The sequence below is a fragment of the Xanthomonas populi genome (assembly GCF_002940065.1).
Classification (GTDB): Bacteria; Pseudomonadota; Gammaproteobacteria; order Xanthomonadales; family Xanthomonadaceae; genus Xanthomonas; species Xanthomonas populi.
Window position 1 is genome coordinate 23,105 of the sequence record NZ_MDEJ01000028.1, and the last position, 14,727, is coordinate 37,831.

19 protein-coding genes are annotated in these 14,727 nt (G+C 62.6%); 6 read left to right on the forward strand and 13 right to left on the reverse strand.

All coding sequences use genetic code 11. The features are described 5' to 3' along the window. The first annotated feature begins 5 nt into the window (after positions 1–5). Positions 6–857, forward strand: a complete 852-nt coding sequence (purU, locus tag XpopCFBP1817_RS06670; protein WP_167393852.1) for a formyltetrahydrofolate deformylase — start codon at positions 6–8, stop codon at positions 855–857. 84 nt (positions 858–941) lie between these two features. Here purU and XpopCFBP1817_RS06675 read toward each other — a convergent pair whose 3' ends face one another. From XpopCFBP1817_RS06675 to XpopCFBP1817_RS06685, 3 genes are all read right to left on the reverse strand, one after another. Then, positions 942–2,006, reverse strand: coding sequence for a PoNe immunity protein domain-containing protein (locus XpopCFBP1817_RS06675; RefSeq protein ID WP_128416523.1), 1,065 nt, complete (start codon positions 2,004–2,006; stop codon positions 942–944). 10 nt (positions 2,007–2,016) lie between these two features. Further along, a complete protein-coding gene (locus XpopCFBP1817_RS06680) occupies positions 2,017–3,102 on the reverse strand; it encodes a hypothetical protein (protein WP_128416524.1) in 1,086 nt (361 codons plus the stop codon). 342 nt (positions 3,103–3,444) lie between these two features. Further along, positions 3,445–4,026: a hypothetical protein gene (locus XpopCFBP1817_RS06685; RefSeq protein ID WP_128416525.1), complete on the reverse strand. Its 582-nt coding sequence runs from the start codon at positions 4,024–4,026 to the stop codon at positions 3,445–3,447. Positions 4,027–4,029: 3 nt separating this feature from the next. Between XpopCFBP1817_RS06685 and XpopCFBP1817_RS06690 the strand changes: the two genes are divergently transcribed. Beyond that, positions 4,030–4,743 (forward strand): hypothetical protein, encoded by a 714-nt coding sequence (locus XpopCFBP1817_RS06690; RefSeq protein ID WP_146090181.1) that lies wholly within the window; start codon positions 4,030–4,032, stop codon positions 4,741–4,743. Positions 4,744–4,891: 148 nt separating this feature from the next. Here the strand turns inward: XpopCFBP1817_RS06690 and XpopCFBP1817_RS22720 are convergent, their stop codons facing one another. The 6 genes from XpopCFBP1817_RS22720 to XpopCFBP1817_RS06720 form a co-directional block, all read right to left on the reverse strand. Further along, positions 4,892–5,095, reverse strand: coding sequence for a winged helix-turn-helix domain-containing protein (locus tag XpopCFBP1817_RS22720; protein ID WP_279627099.1), 204 nt, complete (start codon positions 5,093–5,095; stop codon positions 4,892–4,894). Positions 5,096–5,547: 452 nt separating this feature from the next. Further along, positions 5,548–6,225, reverse strand: a complete 678-nt coding sequence (locus tag XpopCFBP1817_RS06700) for an alpha/beta hydrolase (protein ID WP_128416527.1) — start codon at positions 6,223–6,225, stop codon at positions 5,548–5,550. Continuing rightward, positions 6,222–7,025 (reverse strand): dioxygenase family protein, encoded by an 804-nt coding sequence (locus XpopCFBP1817_RS06705; protein ID WP_128416528.1) that lies wholly within the window; start codon positions 7,023–7,025, stop codon positions 6,222–6,224. The genes XpopCFBP1817_RS06700 and XpopCFBP1817_RS06705 overlap by 4 nt, the downstream gene beginning before the upstream one ends. Before the next feature lie 72 nt (positions 7,026–7,097). Continuing rightward, a complete protein-coding gene (locus XpopCFBP1817_RS06710) occupies positions 7,098–7,493 on the reverse strand; it encodes a DoxX family protein (RefSeq protein WP_128416537.1) in 396 nt (131 codons plus the stop codon). Positions 7,494–7,599: 106 nt separating this feature from the next. Then, positions 7,600–7,929 (reverse strand): cysteine hydrolase family protein, encoded by a 330-nt coding sequence (locus tag XpopCFBP1817_RS06715; RefSeq protein ID WP_208619564.1) that lies wholly within the window; start codon positions 7,927–7,929, stop codon positions 7,600–7,602. 136 nt (positions 7,930–8,065) lie between these two features. Continuing rightward, positions 8,066–8,698 (reverse strand): NADPH-dependent F420 reductase, encoded by a 633-nt coding sequence (locus tag XpopCFBP1817_RS06720; protein ID WP_128416529.1) that lies wholly within the window; start codon positions 8,696–8,698, stop codon positions 8,066–8,068. Positions 8,699–8,869: 171 nt separating this feature from the next. Between XpopCFBP1817_RS06720 and XpopCFBP1817_RS06725 the strand changes: the two genes are divergently transcribed. Next, on the forward strand, positions 8,870–9,751 hold the full coding sequence (locus XpopCFBP1817_RS06725; protein ID WP_244171090.1) for a LysR family transcriptional regulator: 882 nt from the start codon (positions 8,870–8,872) through the stop codon (positions 9,749–9,751). Between the two features lie 196 nt (positions 9,752–9,947). Here the strand turns inward: XpopCFBP1817_RS06725 and XpopCFBP1817_RS06730 are convergent, their stop codons facing one another. From XpopCFBP1817_RS06730 to XpopCFBP1817_RS06740, 3 genes are all read right to left on the reverse strand, one after another. Continuing rightward, positions 9,948–10,307 carry a putative quinol monooxygenase gene (locus XpopCFBP1817_RS06730; protein WP_128416531.1) on the reverse strand — a complete coding sequence of 120 codons (360 nt, stop codon included), beginning with the start codon at positions 10,305–10,307 and terminating at the stop codon, positions 9,948–9,950. A 94-nt stretch (positions 10,308–10,401) separates the two neighbouring features. Then, on the reverse strand, positions 10,402–10,809 hold the full coding sequence (locus tag XpopCFBP1817_RS06735) for a cupin domain-containing protein (protein WP_244171091.1): 408 nt from the start codon (positions 10,807–10,809) through the stop codon (positions 10,402–10,404). Between the two features lie 169 nt (positions 10,810–10,978). Beyond that, positions 10,979–11,860, reverse strand: a complete 882-nt coding sequence (locus XpopCFBP1817_RS06740; RefSeq protein WP_128416532.1) for a LysR family transcriptional regulator — start codon at positions 11,858–11,860, stop codon at positions 10,979–10,981. 94 nt (positions 11,861–11,954) lie between these two features. On the opposite strand from XpopCFBP1817_RS06740, the gene XpopCFBP1817_RS06745 reads away from it, so the two are divergent. The 3 genes from XpopCFBP1817_RS06745 (at position 11,955) to XpopCFBP1817_RS06755 (ending at position 13,931) form a co-directional block, all read left to right on the forward strand. After that, on the forward strand, positions 11,955–12,584 hold the full coding sequence (locus XpopCFBP1817_RS06745) for an NADPH-dependent F420 reductase (protein WP_208619565.1): 630 nt from the start codon (positions 11,955–11,957) through the stop codon (positions 12,582–12,584). Positions 12,585–12,765: 181 nt separating this feature from the next. Beyond that, a complete protein-coding gene (locus XpopCFBP1817_RS06750; RefSeq protein WP_208619566.1) occupies positions 12,766–13,626 on the forward strand; it encodes an alpha/beta fold hydrolase in 861 nt (286 codons plus the stop codon). A 113-nt stretch (positions 13,627–13,739) separates the two neighbouring features. After that, positions 13,740–13,931, forward strand: a complete 192-nt coding sequence (locus XpopCFBP1817_RS06755; RefSeq protein ID WP_128416534.1) for a tautomerase family protein — start codon at positions 13,740–13,742, stop codon at positions 13,929–13,931. On the opposite strand, the gene XpopCFBP1817_RS23910 is transcribed toward XpopCFBP1817_RS06755, so the two are convergent. Beyond that, a complete protein-coding gene (locus XpopCFBP1817_RS23910; RefSeq protein ID WP_128416535.1) occupies positions 13,856–14,464 on the reverse strand; it encodes a LysR substrate-binding domain-containing protein in 609 nt (202 codons plus the stop codon). The genes XpopCFBP1817_RS06755 and XpopCFBP1817_RS23910 overlap by 76 nt on opposite strands. Between the last annotated feature and the right edge of the window lie 263 nt (positions 14,465–14,727).

A 14,727-nucleotide genomic window follows, 5' to 3' on the forward strand; every position in this document is an offset into this window, starting at 1 on the left:
CGCCGATGCGCTCCGACTACATCCTCACCCTGTCCTGTCCCGACCGTACCGGCATCGTCTATCGCGTGAGTGGGCTGCTGTTCGAACTGGCCTGCAACATTCTCGACGCACAGCAATTCGGCGACGACGAAAGCGGCCGTTTCTTTCTGCGCGTGCACTTCGACAAGCCGCCAGCCACCGACATTGCCGGATTTGAACGGCGCTTTGCGCTGCTGGCCGATGCATTCCAGATGCAGTGGCAATTGCACGACGCGCGCCGTCGCGCGCGCTTGCTGGTGCTGGTGAGCAAGCATGGGCATTGCCTCAACGATCTGCTGTTCCGCATGCACAGCCGGCAGCTGCCGGTGGATATCGCCGCCGTGGTCTCCAACCACACCGACTTCGCAGCGCTTGCCGCCTCCTACGGCATCGCCTTCCACCATCTTCCGGTGAGCGCAGACACGCGCGCGGCGCAGGAAGCGCAATTGCTTGCCCTGGTCGACGCCTTGCAGATCGATCTGGTGGTATTGGCGCGCTACATGCAGATTCTTTCGCCGGCGTTGTGCCGCGCATTCGCCGGCCGGGCGATCAATATCCACCACAGTTTTTTGCCCAGCTTCAAGGGCGCGCAGCCATATCACCAGGCACACGCGCGCGGGGTCAAGATCATCGGCGCCACCGCGCATTACGTCACCGAAGATCTGGACGAAGGCCCGATCATCGAGCAGGACGTCGCCCACGTGGACCATGCGATGACGCCGCGCGATCTGGTGCGGCTGGGCAGCGATACCGAATCGCTGGTGCTCGCGCGTGCAGTGCGCCGTTATGTGGAACATCGCGTGGTGCTCAACGGCCATCGTACGGTGGTGTTTAGGTGAAGCCGGGATTTGGGAGTCGGGCTTGGGGATGTGCACAAGCGCCCTTGGCCCTCGTGGATCACCAGGGCCGTGGCCGCCAGCGGGTTACGTCAAAGTGGGCGGCGCCTGATCCCGGTCCCAGAGCCAGAACGTATCGCCGTAGTCGGTCTTGGCGATGCTCGGGAACACCTCGCCCTGCTTGAAATAGCGGCGCGAGCCGGTCTGTGCCGGCGTATACCACCAGCCGCTGTGCGGGACGGGTTGGCCGGCAGGCACGCGCTCGGGCGTGGCGTCGGCCAGTGCGGCTGCGCCGGCGGCGTGCTGGCGGGCATCGTCGGCCAGGTCCTTCGGGTAGAAGGCCATATCGCGGTAGGCGGCATCGTCGATGCCCAGCACGCACGTGGCGGCCGCCGCTTCCCAGGCCCAATAGCCGTAGAAGTCCACATCGCCTTCGCCGTGCTGGTCCACATAGGGTTCGCGGCGGCTGGCGTGGTACCACTGGTCCAGGTAGGTGGCCATCAGCGCGGGGCGCTGCTCCGCTTGCGCGGCGAACACCTTGAACAGCTTGCGGTAGGGCAGATGGCGGGTGGCGGTGTCCGGCGGCGTCGGCCGTCTGCCGACGTAGGGGGCGACCAGCCGTTCCAGCAGGCCGTCGTAAGTGTCCAGATCGGCATTGGCGTAGTCGATGAACGCCATCACCCGCGGCATCTGCGCGGCATGGCCGGTCAACAGGCCGAAGCAGACCAGGCGCAGGGCGACGATCCAGTACTCCTCGGAGATGAGCGAGACATGCGGAATGATGTCGCCCGAGATGTTCTCCGGCGACTGGTCGTAGGCGGCATCGAAGCGGGCATATTCCTCGGCCCAGTGCAGCGCATACGGCCAGACCTCAGCAAGCTGCGCTACCGACGCGCCGGCTGAGTATTGCAGGCTCATCCAGTCCAGCGTGTCCCAGAGCCGACGGCGTGTGGATGTCATCAGTCCACCGGGTCTGGCCTTAGCCACGAACCTGGGTAGATCGGTGGTCACCATCTCGATGCCATCAAGATGTTCATCGAACAACTTCGGGTAAGTCACATAACGCAGATATGGTTCGCGCCGTTGCTCGAATTGCGCCTCGGGAATCTTCCAGGCAAACCAGCGTTGCCAGTCGGGGGCAGGGAGTGTCATCGAACTATGCTCACTTCAGCAAAATGGTGTTGGGCAGCACGAACTCGGTGCCGATCTGATGGCTGGTCACGGCTTTCCTGCACTTGCCGGAAATGTCGCCCGGCGCTTTTTCGTGCCTGTTGTGGTTGGGGCCGACCACGGTAATCAGGCTGCGGTCGTAAGGACACTTGACCAGGGTGCGCTGGCGCTGGCCGTCCTTGCGCGTTGACTCCACACCCAGCTGAAAATCAGAACGCTCCCATGCTCTGATCTTCGGCAACAAATCGGTAGCGGCTGCGGGCGTCAGCTTCGCCGTCTTGATCTTCGCCGCCACCCACCGATGACTCAACTGCTTGCCATCGCGGGTGTCTTTGCGGTTTACGGAGTTGCGAGCTTTCTTTTCGTCGTCTTCGCCCAGGTAAGCGTCGATGCCGTACTCCAGCCCCTGCCAGACACTTTGCGCGGTCTCCAACGCGCGGTGGAACGGCTTGCCCGAGCCTTTGGTGTCGCTGATGCGGTAGCCGGCGGGCAGCCTGCTGCCGTGCCACACATGGTCGATACCGGTATGGCCAGGCTGGCCCATTTCGAACAGGGTGCCATGGTTGCTCACCTTCTTGCGGGTGTGCTGGCGGCTTACGTAGTAGTAGTCGGCGATATGCTCGCCGGACACGCCGATATTGTGCCGGTTTTGCGTAGAACGCTGGCTTTGCCGCTTAGTGCCGCTGGCCTGTCCGGACGCGGGCGTGGTGGTGCCGCCGGCGTTCTTCTTCACCGCAGTGGACGCCTGCGTGCCGGGCGTGGGACGCGCGCCGGGCTTGGGCCTGCGAAGCGCGGGCGTGTGCGCCGAAGTAGCCGGCAACGGATCCTGCAAGGCGCGCTGGTGCAACTGCCGCAGCGCATCCATGGCCTCGTCGATCTTGCGCGCGGCCATCCGTTTGAGATCGCGTAGCTGCTGGATCAGCTGCTGCACGCCCTCGCGCCCGAGCACCCACGTGCTGATGCGGTATTCCAGCACGTCGATCATCCCGGCCAGGATGTCGTCCACCGACCGTGATAGCTCGCGCGCGTACTGGGCCCAGTTCAGTGCGCGTAACCACTGCTCGATGTTGCCGCGCACCGTGTTGGGCAGGCTGTCGAGGATGCGCCCCCATCTTCTTGCCGTTGCGCATCATCATGAACACGTTCTTGAGCGCGTCGCCGAACAGCGGCACGACGGCGATCAACGACAGCGCCAGGGCGATCCAGTTGTCGGTGCTGGTGGGCGCTTTGGTCAGGCCGTAGATGCAGCGCAGTATGTTGTAGGCGTCGATGGCCTGGCCCACATAGGGCAGGCAGCCAAGCACCGCGGTGACGATCATCTGCGCGGCGGAGTCGCCGCGCCCTTCGACCACCTCCTGCACCCAGGAGAGGAGTTCGGCCAGGGCATCGTCCTCGGCCCTTTGCAGCGCGGCATTGGTGCTCATGCCGGCGTTGCCGGCTGGCCTTCGTTGCCGGTGAGCAGGATCTCCTCGTGCGTGCCGGGCGTGTCGTGGTGATCGTGGGCAGCCGGCGCGAACTCGTCGAAATACGCGTAGTCGTCGGCCAGATCGTCGTAAGTCGTCGCCGCCGCTATAGATGGCGGCGATTTCGTCCGGGAAATAGGTGTCTTCCATGTACTGGGCCTCGGCGTTGGCGTAACGCTCCAGCGCCTGCTTGGCATCTTCGGCGGTGGCGGGCTTGAAACCGAAGATGGGGGATTCTTGGGGCGTTTGGGGTAGGCGAAGGCTGCGCGCTGGTCGTAGCCGAAGAACACCTTGCTGGGTCCGGGCGGATTTTCGATCCTGGCCTGGCCCTTGTCGTCGAGCATGCCCTCGTGCTGCGTGCCATCGTCGAACAGCACCAGATACGGGGCGCCCACGACCGGCTTGAGGTCCTGGTAGGCGTAGGTGAGTTGCAGAACCTTCCGGGTCAGCCCCGCCGGCAGCGACGCAATGCCCACTGCGCTGTATTCCCCCGCAGGGAACGGCTTCTGGGAAGCCTTGACAATGAAGTTGCCCGGCATGTGATGATCCTTATCTTGGATGCGCCCCTGAGAAGCTTTTCAGAAGTGACGCTGATCATCGCTGCCGATGTGCAGGACCACCTGATTCTGGCCGGGGATCATTGCGCAGTGATGTTGCGGGTGTCAAACCAGGGCGCGCCGGAGGTGGTGCTTAAAAATTACCGGAAAATGTATCCCTGGAAGTATGGGATCGTCGCTGCATCTGGCGACGTATTCGTGACGGTGTGGTTCTGCCGGTTGTTCCTGCATCACGAAAGCACGAGCCGGCCCATCGATCTGCTGCAAGTGGCACGGGAGGCGAAGCAGATACGGACCCGGAATGGCGTGCCGTGCAACCAATCCACCGGGAACATCTTCCTCACCTTGCCTGGACGCGAAGGGTTCGATCTGTATTGCGTTTCCATCGAGGCCGACACGATCGACTACGAGATCATCGAACCCATCACTACGCAATTCTCCTTTGGGAAAGGGGCGCTGGACGATCCGGCGTACAACGCATTCAACAGCTGTCTGCGTCCCTCGTTCTACTTCCAAAGTGTCGACGCGTTCCACAGCCATCACCTCGCTCTGCTGAGCGCGTTCTTTCGCCGGCAGAGCGCTATCGATGAACTGGTGACGGCGTCTTTCGATGCGTTCATGCTCGACAAGCGCACGGGCATCGGCGCGTTCTGGCAGATATCGGAGACCAGCAAGCAGATCGCTTACATCGATCTTTGAGTGTGAGGCGCAGTGCAGTGCCGAGGGCGATGGCGGTCATACCGGCCGCCGTGGCTGACAGGCCGATGGCGAGCGACCCGCGCTCGGCTGCATGGTTGCTGCGGCGCAACGGCATCAGCCCAAGCGCTTCCACCTCCCCAATCCCCACTCACAGCTCAAACCGATACCCAACCCCATACAGCGAGCGTACCCACTCCTCGCCACCCACATCGGCCAGTTTGCGGCGCACATTCTTGATGTGGCTATCGACGGTGCGGCCTGTGACGATGCGGTGGTCCACATACACACGGTCCATCAGCTGTGTCGTGGTCACGTTGTTTCGGACACGACGATGGGTTGTTTGATTGCCGATTGCTGCTCGAAGGCATTGGGTGGCAAGTTGCCCAGTGTGGAGTGCAGCCGCACGCTGTTGTAGAAGCNTGTCGTGGGCGATGTCCGTCATGGCCTCGGGCGTACAGGTCCAGCACCACCGCAAGGGACAGCCAGCCGCTGCGTGTGCGGATGCAGGTGATGTCGCTCACCCAGGCCTGGTTGGGGCCGCTCGGCTTGAATTGCCGCGCCAGCACCTTGCTTGAGACTGGCAAGCCTTGGGCGCCAGCTTGGCGCGTTGACGGGAGCCGTAGTAGCCCGAGCGGCTGACACCCAGCACGCGACACAGGCGCCAGACAGAAACGGCCTTCTTGTGCAGCTGCTTGACGAGCTGGTAGCGCATCCAAGCTCGCGCGCAAAGAAGGCCGATGCTTTTTTTAGGATATCGACATCGCCACGCGGTTGCTTACTGCGTAGCCGAACGGTCGCTATCCGTCACCGGAGGATCCGCTCCACCCAGGTAAGGAAGTCGCGCTGCATAGGAGCCGGGATGCCATGGTCGCCTGCATACAGGTAGGTTTCATGTGTAACTCCGGCCTCGTTGAGCAGCGCGTCGGCCTTGTAAGCCCAGTCCACGCTCAGTTTGGTGTCGCCGCGGCTATGCCCGATGAATGCCTGGACGGCCGACAGCGCGCCGCGATCAGCGATCCGGGGCCTGATTTCGGGGAGAACGCGGCCGGACAGGATGCCGAAGCCTCTGAGCAACGCGGGCTCGGTCAGGCCAACGCTGGCACTCATGATACCGCCTTGGCTGAAGCCGGCCACCACGGTCTGCGCCGGTGCCACGGCATATTCCGCCTGCACCTGCGCGATGAAGGTCGCCAGCAGTTGGCGGCTCGCTTCTGCTGCCCCCAGATCCGGGCGCGGTCCCTGCGGCCCGAACGACACTTGGAACCAGGCGCGTTGGCCTGGACCCAAGGTCAAGGGGCCACGGGCCAGGATGACGCGCGTATCGGTGGCCAGCGCCGCTCCAAGTGGCGCCAGGTTGGTTTCGTTGCCCCCCACGCCATGGGTCAGGATCAGCAGGCGCTTGACAGGCGCGCCAGCGGCGATGCTTGCCCGGAACGGCAGCGACAGGTCGGTACGCAGATCGGACCAGGTGGTGGTGTTCATGCGGCATTGTCCAGTGCGTCGTCAGGGAGTCCGAATCCGAAGGAATCCATCGACAGGACGTCGTAGCTCATTCCGCCCCGGATCAGGCTGCGGGATTCATTGGTGGCGCTTGCACCCACCGCCACCAGCAGCGGCAGGTAATGCTCCTGGGTGGGGTGCGCACGTGCTGCGTGGGGTGCCTGTGTGCGGTAATGCAGCAGTGCCGCGTCATCGCCTCGCGCGATGGCGGCCGCGATCCAGTCCGCGAATTCCTGGGCGTACTCCGGATCCCGCACATGGCTGCGAAACTCGTACAGGTTGTGGGTGAGGCTGCCGGAGCCCACGATCAGAACACCCTGGTCCCGTAAAGGTGCCAGGGCCTGGCCCAATCGTAAGGCACCCTCGACGTCCATGTGGCGAGGCAGCGAGACCTGCAGGACCGGCACGTCGGCGTCAGGCTTCAGGTAGCGCAGCGGGACCCAGGCACCGTGGTCCAAACCGCGCTGCAAGTCGATCGTTGCAGGCAGGCCTGCGTGGGTGAGCAGGTCGACGATGTCGGCGGCAAGATCGGGTGCGCCGGGTGGTTCGTACTTAAGCGCATAGAGCTGCGCCGGAAATCCGCCGAAGTCGTGGATGGTCGCCGGTCTGGTGCCTCCTACGACACGGATGTCCACTGTCTGCCAATGCGGGGACACCACCACAATGGCGGAAAGACCGTGCAGCGATGCGCCGAGCTGCTGGAGAGTGGGGCCGAGCAGGCCGGGTTCGATTGCGAACATCGGCGAGCCGTGGGAGATGAAGAGCGAAGGAACTCGCGTCATGAGAGTGCTCCAAAATCGGCGGGCGCCTTGGGCGCCCGCATTTTTCGTCAGAGGCGTTGCGGATCGAGCGTCTTACGACGTCTGACCGCTGCGATGGCGTCTGAGGCTGTCGATGCTGAACTCGCTAGCACCGTGGGCGGCCAGCAGAAGGAAGCCGCCAGCCATCGCGATGTTTTTCCAGAAGCTGACGGCCTGCATCGCATCGCCGACGTCGGTGTGGAAGACTGCTGCGGTTGCAACCGAGAACACCACCAGGGCGATGGCGATCCAACGCGTAAGCAGACCTGCGGCGATAGCCAGGCCGCCGCCGAGTTCCAGAAAAATGACCAGCGGCAGCAGCGCGCCAGGTACGCCCATCGCTTCCATGTACTGCTGCGTGCCTGCGTAGGCGGTTATTTTTCCCCAGCCGGAGATGATGAAGAGCAGCGAAAGGCCGATGCGGCCCAGCAGCGAAAGGATTGCGTTCATTTCAGTGTCCTTGGGATGTGAAGCGGGCGCGAAGGTCAAAGGGTGGTTCATGCCCCTTGGCCAAGCGGTGGTGAAGGTCCACGCTGGCCAGCGCCAACACGTTGTCTTACGTGACCAGGCCGAACGCATCCGGGACCGGTCGTTTGGTGGGATCGGCGTTGTCCCAGAATTGCTGCACCATCCAGCCGTACTTGGGCAGTCCATTGGTGAACGGCCGGAGCAGGTTATTGCCCGAAGGCAGCTCCCAGTCGGCTTGCAGTGCGGCGCCCAGGGCAGAGGTGGTGTTGAGCTGCGCGCCTGCGACCGTCATACGTTGCATCGCGGCCTCGGCTTCGTACCTGCTCCAGGCTCCGGAGGCATCGGCCACCGGATGTACCACATCACCATCGTTACTCATCGACAGGGTCGGCAAGGTCACATAGGTTCCGAGCGTCACACCCGAGATGCTGCTGCGGCGGCGTCCGGTCCGGGCGATCAGGTCTTCCAGCGCAGCGCGGAAGGTCGGATCCTCGTAGGCCTTGATGATCCCGGTGCGGCGATGATCTTTCCTCCGGCGTGGTGGGGCGCCCGACTCAGACGCGATGGATCCAGGTGGGCGCGATCTGTGTGCCCTGGCTGGCGCCGTAGGCGAAATAGAGGTTCAGGCCGGCGAGCGGCTCCAGGTAGCGCGCATTCTTCAAACCGCCGGCGTCGACCGTCTGGAAGCCGATGCTTTCGGCCAGTGCCCGTACGGTCTGCTTGGCGCGCTCATCGTCACCTGCGTAGAAGACCGGCACGGTCTGGCCCGCTGCGAAGACCGGGCCTTCGACCAGGACCTGGGCAAGAACGGTGTTAAAGGCCTTGATCACGTGGGCGTGCGGCAGCGCCTTGGCGATTTCCTCAACAGCCGAGCTCTCATAGCCCAGGGTCAGGCCCATGTAGTCGGCCGTCAACGGATTGGTAATGTCGATCACGATGCGGCCTTCCAGCGATCCGAGCGCTTGCAGGGCCGGAACGGCATCGGCGTAGCCGGTGGCAACGATGACGACCTGGGATTCGCCCAGTGCGTCGGCGGGCGCCCATGCGGTTGCGCCGGGGTGGGCGGCGGCCACGGCCTGGGCCTTGGTCAGGTCGCGTGCGGTGACACGGACGTGGTGACCCACGGCGGTGAGTTGCTTGACGAAGCCTGCGCCCATGTTGCCGGCACCGATGAGAGTGATGTTCATAGTGATCGTCCTGTTGCGAAAGAGAGGGCAGAAGCGCTCGGGAGTGCTGGTCTTCAGCAGCCGGCAGGGGTGTCGGCGTGGGAGAACTATATTGGTGGCATGGACTGGGATAAACTAAGAACTAATAGATAAATTGTTTCGAAAATAGAGACTATGGATTTGCTGCAAGCCATGAACACGTTCACCGCAGTAGTAGAGGCCGGTAGCTTCGTCCGGGCGATGGAGGTGGTAGGGCTGTCCAAGCCGGCGGTGTCCCGCCACGTCAATGAGTTAGAGCAGCATCTCGGCACGCGCCTGCTGCAGCGGACGACGCGCCGCCTGTCGCTGACGGGGGAAGGCCAGGCCTACTACCAGCGCTGCAAGGACATCCTGCTGGCTGTCCAGGAGGCCGAGGCCGAGGTCGGGGCCAGTGCGCTGCAGGCGCAGGGCCGGTTGCGGATTGGCGCGCCGCAGACCTTCGGGGCGCTGCATCTGGCCGCGCTATGGGGCCGATTCGCCGCGCGCAATCCGCAGGTCACGCTGGATATCGTGTTGTCCGACCGCGTGGTCGACCTTATCGAGGAAGGCTATGACCTCGTGGTGCGCATTGCGCGACTGTCCGACTCCAGCTTAGTCAGCAGGCCCCTTGCTCGAACGCGCATGGTGCTGTGTGCTTCGCCGGACTATCTCGCCGAGCGAGGCATGCCGCAGCATCCGCACGAGCTCAGCCGGCACGATGTGATCTCCTATACGTACTGGTCGTCCGGCGACGTCTGGAGCTTTCAGGGCCCCAGGGGCGAGGAGACAGTGCGCACGCGTTCGCGCATCCACGCCAACAACGGCGATACCTGCCGGGCGGCGGCCTTGGCGCATCAGGGGATCATCCTGCAGCCTGACTTCCTGGTGTATGCAGACCTGGACAGCGGTGTGTTGGTCGAGTTGATGCCGGAGTTCCGCGCGGCGGAACTGGGCATTTTTGCCGTCTACCCCACGCGCAAGCAATTGCCGCTGAAGGTGCGACGGCTGGTAGATTTCCTGGTCGACGCATTACGCGCGCCGCCTTGGACGCATTGATCGTGCAGGGCCCCAAGCGCCTTCACAGCGTATGGAGTGCCGGCGCGATGAAGGCGGAGCGGCCTGAGGCAGCGTCTTCGGCGAGGGCTGGCCGCAGCTGCTCCCCTGCCGCGATTTCCGGCGGGGAGGTACGTGAGGATTCCCGCGATTTCCGCAGTGAACTTTCCCGGTGTCGGGCCAATTGGATCCGCGCCGGTCAGTCGAAGCGATCGAAGCCTGCGAACGGCTTCATGTAGACAGCCCCGAAGGCATCCAGGCGCTTGCGAATCTCGGCGTCGGGTTCACCGTAGACGGTCAGTCGCGCGAAGCGCACATGCTCGACGAATGGCTGCGCAAACGGCGCGAAGGTGATGTCGACGTGCGGCACCACGGCCGCAGCGTGATAGCGCTCGACGATATGGGCCACCGTTCCATCGTCGCTGAGGCTGTATTCGTACAGCAGCGTTCCCGGGTCGGTTTGCGTGGCGGCGACGGTCTTGCTGGCGATGTCCTTGAAGCCTTGCAGCTTGCCGGGGAGAATCTCGAGTTCGAATACGCAGGTGATGTGATCTTTCATGTGTATGAATCCAGCTGATAGCCGTGCCAAGCAGGTGTGGTGCGTTGCTTAACAAGGCGCGGGTAAAGTAACGGAATAGGGTGATCAGACGCACCTACTCGGAAAATTCAGGTTCTCCGCCCTCGAACGGAATCGACAGTGGCGTCTCCTTGGTTCCCGCATAAGTCACGATCACTTCGGCAGGCTCATTCTCGGTCAATCCCCGATGGACGACACCGACGGAGTCGGGGAATGCTTGACCGGCATCGATCCGGTACTTCTTGCCGGTGGCGCGATCCTCGATCAGCATGTGGCCAGAGACCACGTAGGCGGCGTTTGGCACCGCGTGCATATGCCAGGGCAATGTGGCATATGCAGGGAATTTGACCCGCAACACGGTGAGTTGCGGGCGTCCCTGCGGGTAGCTTGTATAAGGCGCACCGGTGATGTCCGTGTTTGACTCGACCAGTTTCTCCGACTGCGGCTTTGCGTCTTCCGCCATTGCCGACAGCGCGATGGTCATGCTTGCGGTGCCGAGTATCGCTAGCGACTTAAAGAGATTCACCGTATCTACCTGCTCTGATCGAATGTGTCCAGGTACCGTATGACTGGGCCGTCTGAAGATAAACAGCAGAGCCGATGCATCACTTGAAACGAAACGACTGCAATAAGTGGCATTGCAGCGTCCGGCTTCACCCAAAAACCTCCACGGCGAAGTTTAGGAAGCTGCGTAGCTTCGGCGTAACGCGCCTGTCTGGGGCGTACAGCACGTGCAGCGGGCGGGAAGGGACTTTGTAATCTGGCAGCAGCTCGACAAGCCGGCCGTTCACCAACGACTCGCTCACCAGCTCCAGCGGCTGCAGCAGGACGCCCAGCCCAGATAGGGCGGCACACAGTAGGGGTTCACCATGGTCGACCATCAAACGGCTGGAAACCGGGACGTTGACGTTGCCAGCGGGGCCTTCGAAGCTCCAATGGGTGCGCAGCTCGGTATGCGAAAAACCGAGGCAATCATGCTGTTGAAGGTCCCAAGGCGTTGACAGTTGCGCATGTGACGCCAGGTAAGTCGGCGACGCACACAGCACCAGCCGGTAAGGCGCCAGTTGCCGGGCGATCAAGCCGCTGTCGGAAAGCGTGCCAACCCGGAACAGCGCGTCGTATCCCTCGTCGATGAGATCGACCGCACGGTTGCTTAGCGTCAGGTCCACCTTGACCTGCGGGTGCATCTTCATGTACTCGGGTAAGCGGACCGCCAGCGTACGCATGCCGAAACTGACCGGTGCGTTGATGCGCAGTTTGCCCATCGGGACTGCTCGGGCCTCGGCGGCCAGGTTTTCAGCGGCATCCACCTCGGCAAGGATAATGCGGGCACGTTTGTAGAACGTACGACCGAAGTCGGTGAGGCTTTGTCGGCGGGTGGTCCGCGTCAAAAGGCGCACGCCCAGCCGCGATTCCAGCCCCTGCACATGCTTGCCCACCATCTGTGACGACATCTGCAGAGCTGCGCCGGCCGCGCTGAACGAACCCGAGTCTACAGCTTTGACAAACACGGCAAGGCTGGTCAGACGGTCCATTGAAAAAAATAATTTTCAGCTGATGGTGCATCTTAGCCATTTATCGCGCTGCCGGACAGGGTCAAGATGCGGCTCCATAGTTGCGGGATGCCCTATGAAGTACGTCGTCATCGGAACTGGCAAGAGTGCGACCGCCTATGCTCGCGCCATGGCTGATGAGGGATGGGAGCTGGTCATTGGTGACCGCCAGCCTGTGAGGGCCGCATCGCTCGCCAAGCAGATCGGCCGTGACATCGAGGGTGGTGGCATCGCCGCAGCGGTGAAGATTGCCGATCTGGTGCTGCTTGCGCTGCCATATCCGGCGACCATCGTGGCGCTGGCTGATGTAGGTGATCTGGTCGGCAAGATCCTAGTGGATTCCTGCCACACGGTCAGCGCGGACTTCCAGGATTTAGTGATCGGCTTGACCGATTCGGCAGCCCAGGCATTGCAGGCGGCCACGCCGCGGGCCCATGTGGTCAAGGCCTTCAACACAATATCGGTGCATCTGATTCCTATATCGGCGCGCAGCGGTAGGAAGCTTCAAGTCTTCGTCGCAACGACGATGCCGGCGCCAGGGCGAAAGTGCAGCAAATGGCGTCGCCGCTGTGCTTTGTCCCCGTCAACGCCGGTGGGCTGCGCAGCAGTCGGGTTGCTGGAGCCGATGGAACTGCTGAATATCCAGCTTGGGCAAGTTCTCGGCGGCGGCGGGGCGGGCGTAGCCCCTGCCTGGACCAGCGCCTGACAGGCTTTTCCGGTCTTCTACATTACTTGCACAGAGGGATCACCATGAATCGACTTCTTCTCGCCGGTGTCTGCGCGACAGCGCTTGCGCTCGCATCTTGTAACACGTTCGCCGCGCCGGCATTGCAGGTCCTTGGCAAGGATTACACTTTCCCTCATCGCTCGATGGCCTACCGCACAAATTGTCCGATTTCCCCAGCCTGCAGATCAACAACTTCACCACGTCCGATGGAGTCAAAATCAATTATTGGGAGGCTGGCAGCGGCAAACCATTAGTGTTCGTCCCCGGCTGGTCCGCGAACGGGGCCGAATACGTCAACGTGATGTACCTGCTGAGCAAGCATTACCACGTCTACGTGATCGATCCGCGCAACCAGGGGCTTTCGCAGCGGGCGGAATACGGCGGCCGGATCTCCCGCTTTGCGATGGACCTGAAGGAGCTGTCCGATCACCTGCATCTGAAGAAAGCCGACTACGCCGGCTGGTCGATGGGCGCTTCGGTGCTGTGGAGCTACATCGACCTATTCGGCACCGGTGGCATCCGCAAGGCGGTGTTCGTTGACGAGCCGATTTCAATCTATTCGCATGCCGACTGGTCCGAGCATCAGCGTCTTGAAGCCGGTGGTACCACCACCGACCCGGAGCGCATGGTGGCTGGCTTCACTGCCGGTGCGCCGCTCAACAGCCTGATCACCGACCTGCGCCCCCCGGAACGCGCGATGGCCAAGGATTCGGCGTACTACGTCAATTCCGAGGGTTTCTCTGCCGCCTTCATCAAGCAGGATCTGCAGGCCATCAGCAGGGTGCTGTTCGACCACGTCACCAACGACTGGCGTGACGTGATCCAGCACAAGATCAATGTGCCGGTGGCGATCTTCTCGGGCGAATACAGCAGCAACCTGCCGAGCCAGCGCTGGATGCATAGTGTCATTCCCGGCTCGGAACTGTTCGTCTATACCAAGCAAGAGCAGGGCGACCACTTCCTGATGTTCAAGAACCCGATCAAGTTCACCCAGGACCTGAGCGCGTTCCTGGATCGCTGAAATCCCTGGCCTGGCGCGCCGTTGTGGCGCGTTCGCGGCCGACAGAATGCAGGCAGGTGCCGGCTGGGTGCGCCATCTGCAGACCATTCAACCCAGTCCAAAGGAGTCATGTCATGCCCGTCGCACGTATCACCTGGTTTGATGGCAAGGATTACAAGGCCAAGGCCGCTGTTGCCGCCGATGTCACCGAAAGCATCGTCAAGCACACCGGCACTGATCCGAAATACATCTACGTCATCTTCGAAGACGTCAAACCGTCCGACTGGGCCGGTGAAGGCAAGCTGTTCGGCGGCGAGCCAGGCTGATCGCCACCGCCCCCGGTATCGTCCGGGAGCGGCGATGGGGTGCCCGGTGCATCCTTACAATCGCTCAAGGTGCATCGTCTCATCCTGCATCGCGAGCGGGTGGTCGCTGGGCAATGCCGCCACCATGGGGCCGCCACCATGGGTTCGTGGCGCATCACCCGCCTCCGGATGCCTCCGGCTTCGATCTCGACGCGGCTGATGCCGGCATCGCTGCGCCCCTCGCGCAGTGCATCGACCTGTTCCAGGCTTTTGATCTCCAGCATCCGTACTGTGATCAGCGGCAGCGCCTGGCGGTACATGCGGATGATCGTCGAGAGGCTGCGGTGGAAGTTCGCCAGTACCACGCCGAAAGTGAAGGTGGGACGCTGCTCGCCGAGCAGGCGCTTCATGCGCGTCATCATCGCTTCGGTTTTCTGTAGGGCCTGCCTGCTCGTCGCCCGGGCGATCGCATACCCGCTGGTCTGCGGCAACCCGGTCGTGTTCAAGGCATCGGAAAGCGGCACACGCACGCATGAACTGCCGGTATCGTGCATGCTCGAGCCGGCCTAACGGCTGGCGGGTTGAACTTCCTGACGTCGTCCCCGGCCTATGCCGGCCGTCACCGAGGCACTGATCGCGCATCCGGCGGTGCGGCGCGCGAACTTCACCGGCTCCACCCGCGTCGGCCAGATCATGCCGAGACCTCGGCGCGTTACCGCAAGCGCAGCCAGCTTGAACTAGGGCCTGTTAACACATAATAAGCCCTTCAACGATCAGGACGAAGCTCAGGAATCCGAGGAACATGACGTCGAGCTTC

Bases quoted from the DNA above. Each gene is read 5' to 3' on its own strand.
- purU (WP_167393852.1), top strand. From the start codon at position 6: ATGCGCTCCGACTACATCCTCACCCTGTCCTGTCCCGACCGTACCGGC.
- XpopCFBP1817_RS06675 (WP_128416523.1), bottom strand. From the start codon at position 2,006: ATGACACTCCCTGCCCCCGACTGGCAACGCTGGTTTGCCTGGAAGATT.
- XpopCFBP1817_RS06685 (WP_128416525.1), bottom strand. From the start codon at position 4,026: ATGCCGGGCAACTTCATTGTCAAGGCTTCCCAGAAGCCGTTCCCTGCG.
- XpopCFBP1817_RS06690 (WP_146090181.1), top strand. From the start codon at position 4,030: ATGATCCTTATCTTGGATGCGCCCCTGAGAAGCTTTTCAGAAGTGACG.
- XpopCFBP1817_RS06700 (WP_128416527.1), bottom strand. From the start codon at position 6,225: ATGAACACCACCACCTGGTCCGATCTGCGTACCGACCTGTCGCTGCCG.
- XpopCFBP1817_RS06705 (WP_128416528.1), bottom strand. From the start codon at position 7,025: ATGACGCGAGTTCCTTCGCTCTTCATCTCCCACGGCTCGCCGATGTTC.
- XpopCFBP1817_RS06710 (WP_128416537.1), bottom strand. From the start codon at position 7,493: ATGAACGCAATCCTTTCGCTGCTGGGCCGCATCGGCCTTTCGCTGCTC.
- XpopCFBP1817_RS06720 (WP_128416529.1), bottom strand. From the start codon at position 8,698: ATGAACATCACTCTCATCGGTGCCGGCAACATGGGCGCAGGCTTCGTC.
- XpopCFBP1817_RS06725 (WP_244171090.1), top strand. From the start codon at position 8,870: ATGAACACGTTCACCGCAGTAGTAGAGGCCGGTAGCTTCGTCCGGGCG.
- XpopCFBP1817_RS06730 (WP_128416531.1), bottom strand. From the start codon at position 10,307: ATGAAAGATCACATCACCTGCGTATTCGAACTCGAGATTCTCCCCGGC.
- XpopCFBP1817_RS06735 (WP_244171091.1), bottom strand. From the start codon at position 10,809: ATGACCATCGCGCTGTCGGCAATGGCGGAAGACGCAAAGCCGCAGTCG.
- XpopCFBP1817_RS06740 (WP_128416532.1), bottom strand. From the start codon at position 11,860: ATGGACCGTCTGACCAGCCTTGCCGTGTTTGTCAAAGCTGTAGACTCG.
- XpopCFBP1817_RS06745 (WP_208619565.1), top strand. From the start codon at position 11,955: ATGAAGTACGTCGTCATCGGAACTGGCAAGAGTGCGACCGCCTATGCT.
- XpopCFBP1817_RS06755 (WP_128416534.1), top strand. From the start codon at position 13,740: ATGCCCGTCGCACGTATCACCTGGTTTGATGGCAAGGATTACAAGGCC.
- XpopCFBP1817_RS23910 (WP_128416535.1), bottom strand. From the start codon at position 14,464: ATGCACGATACCGGCAGTTCATGCGTGCGTGTGCCGCTTTCCGATGCC.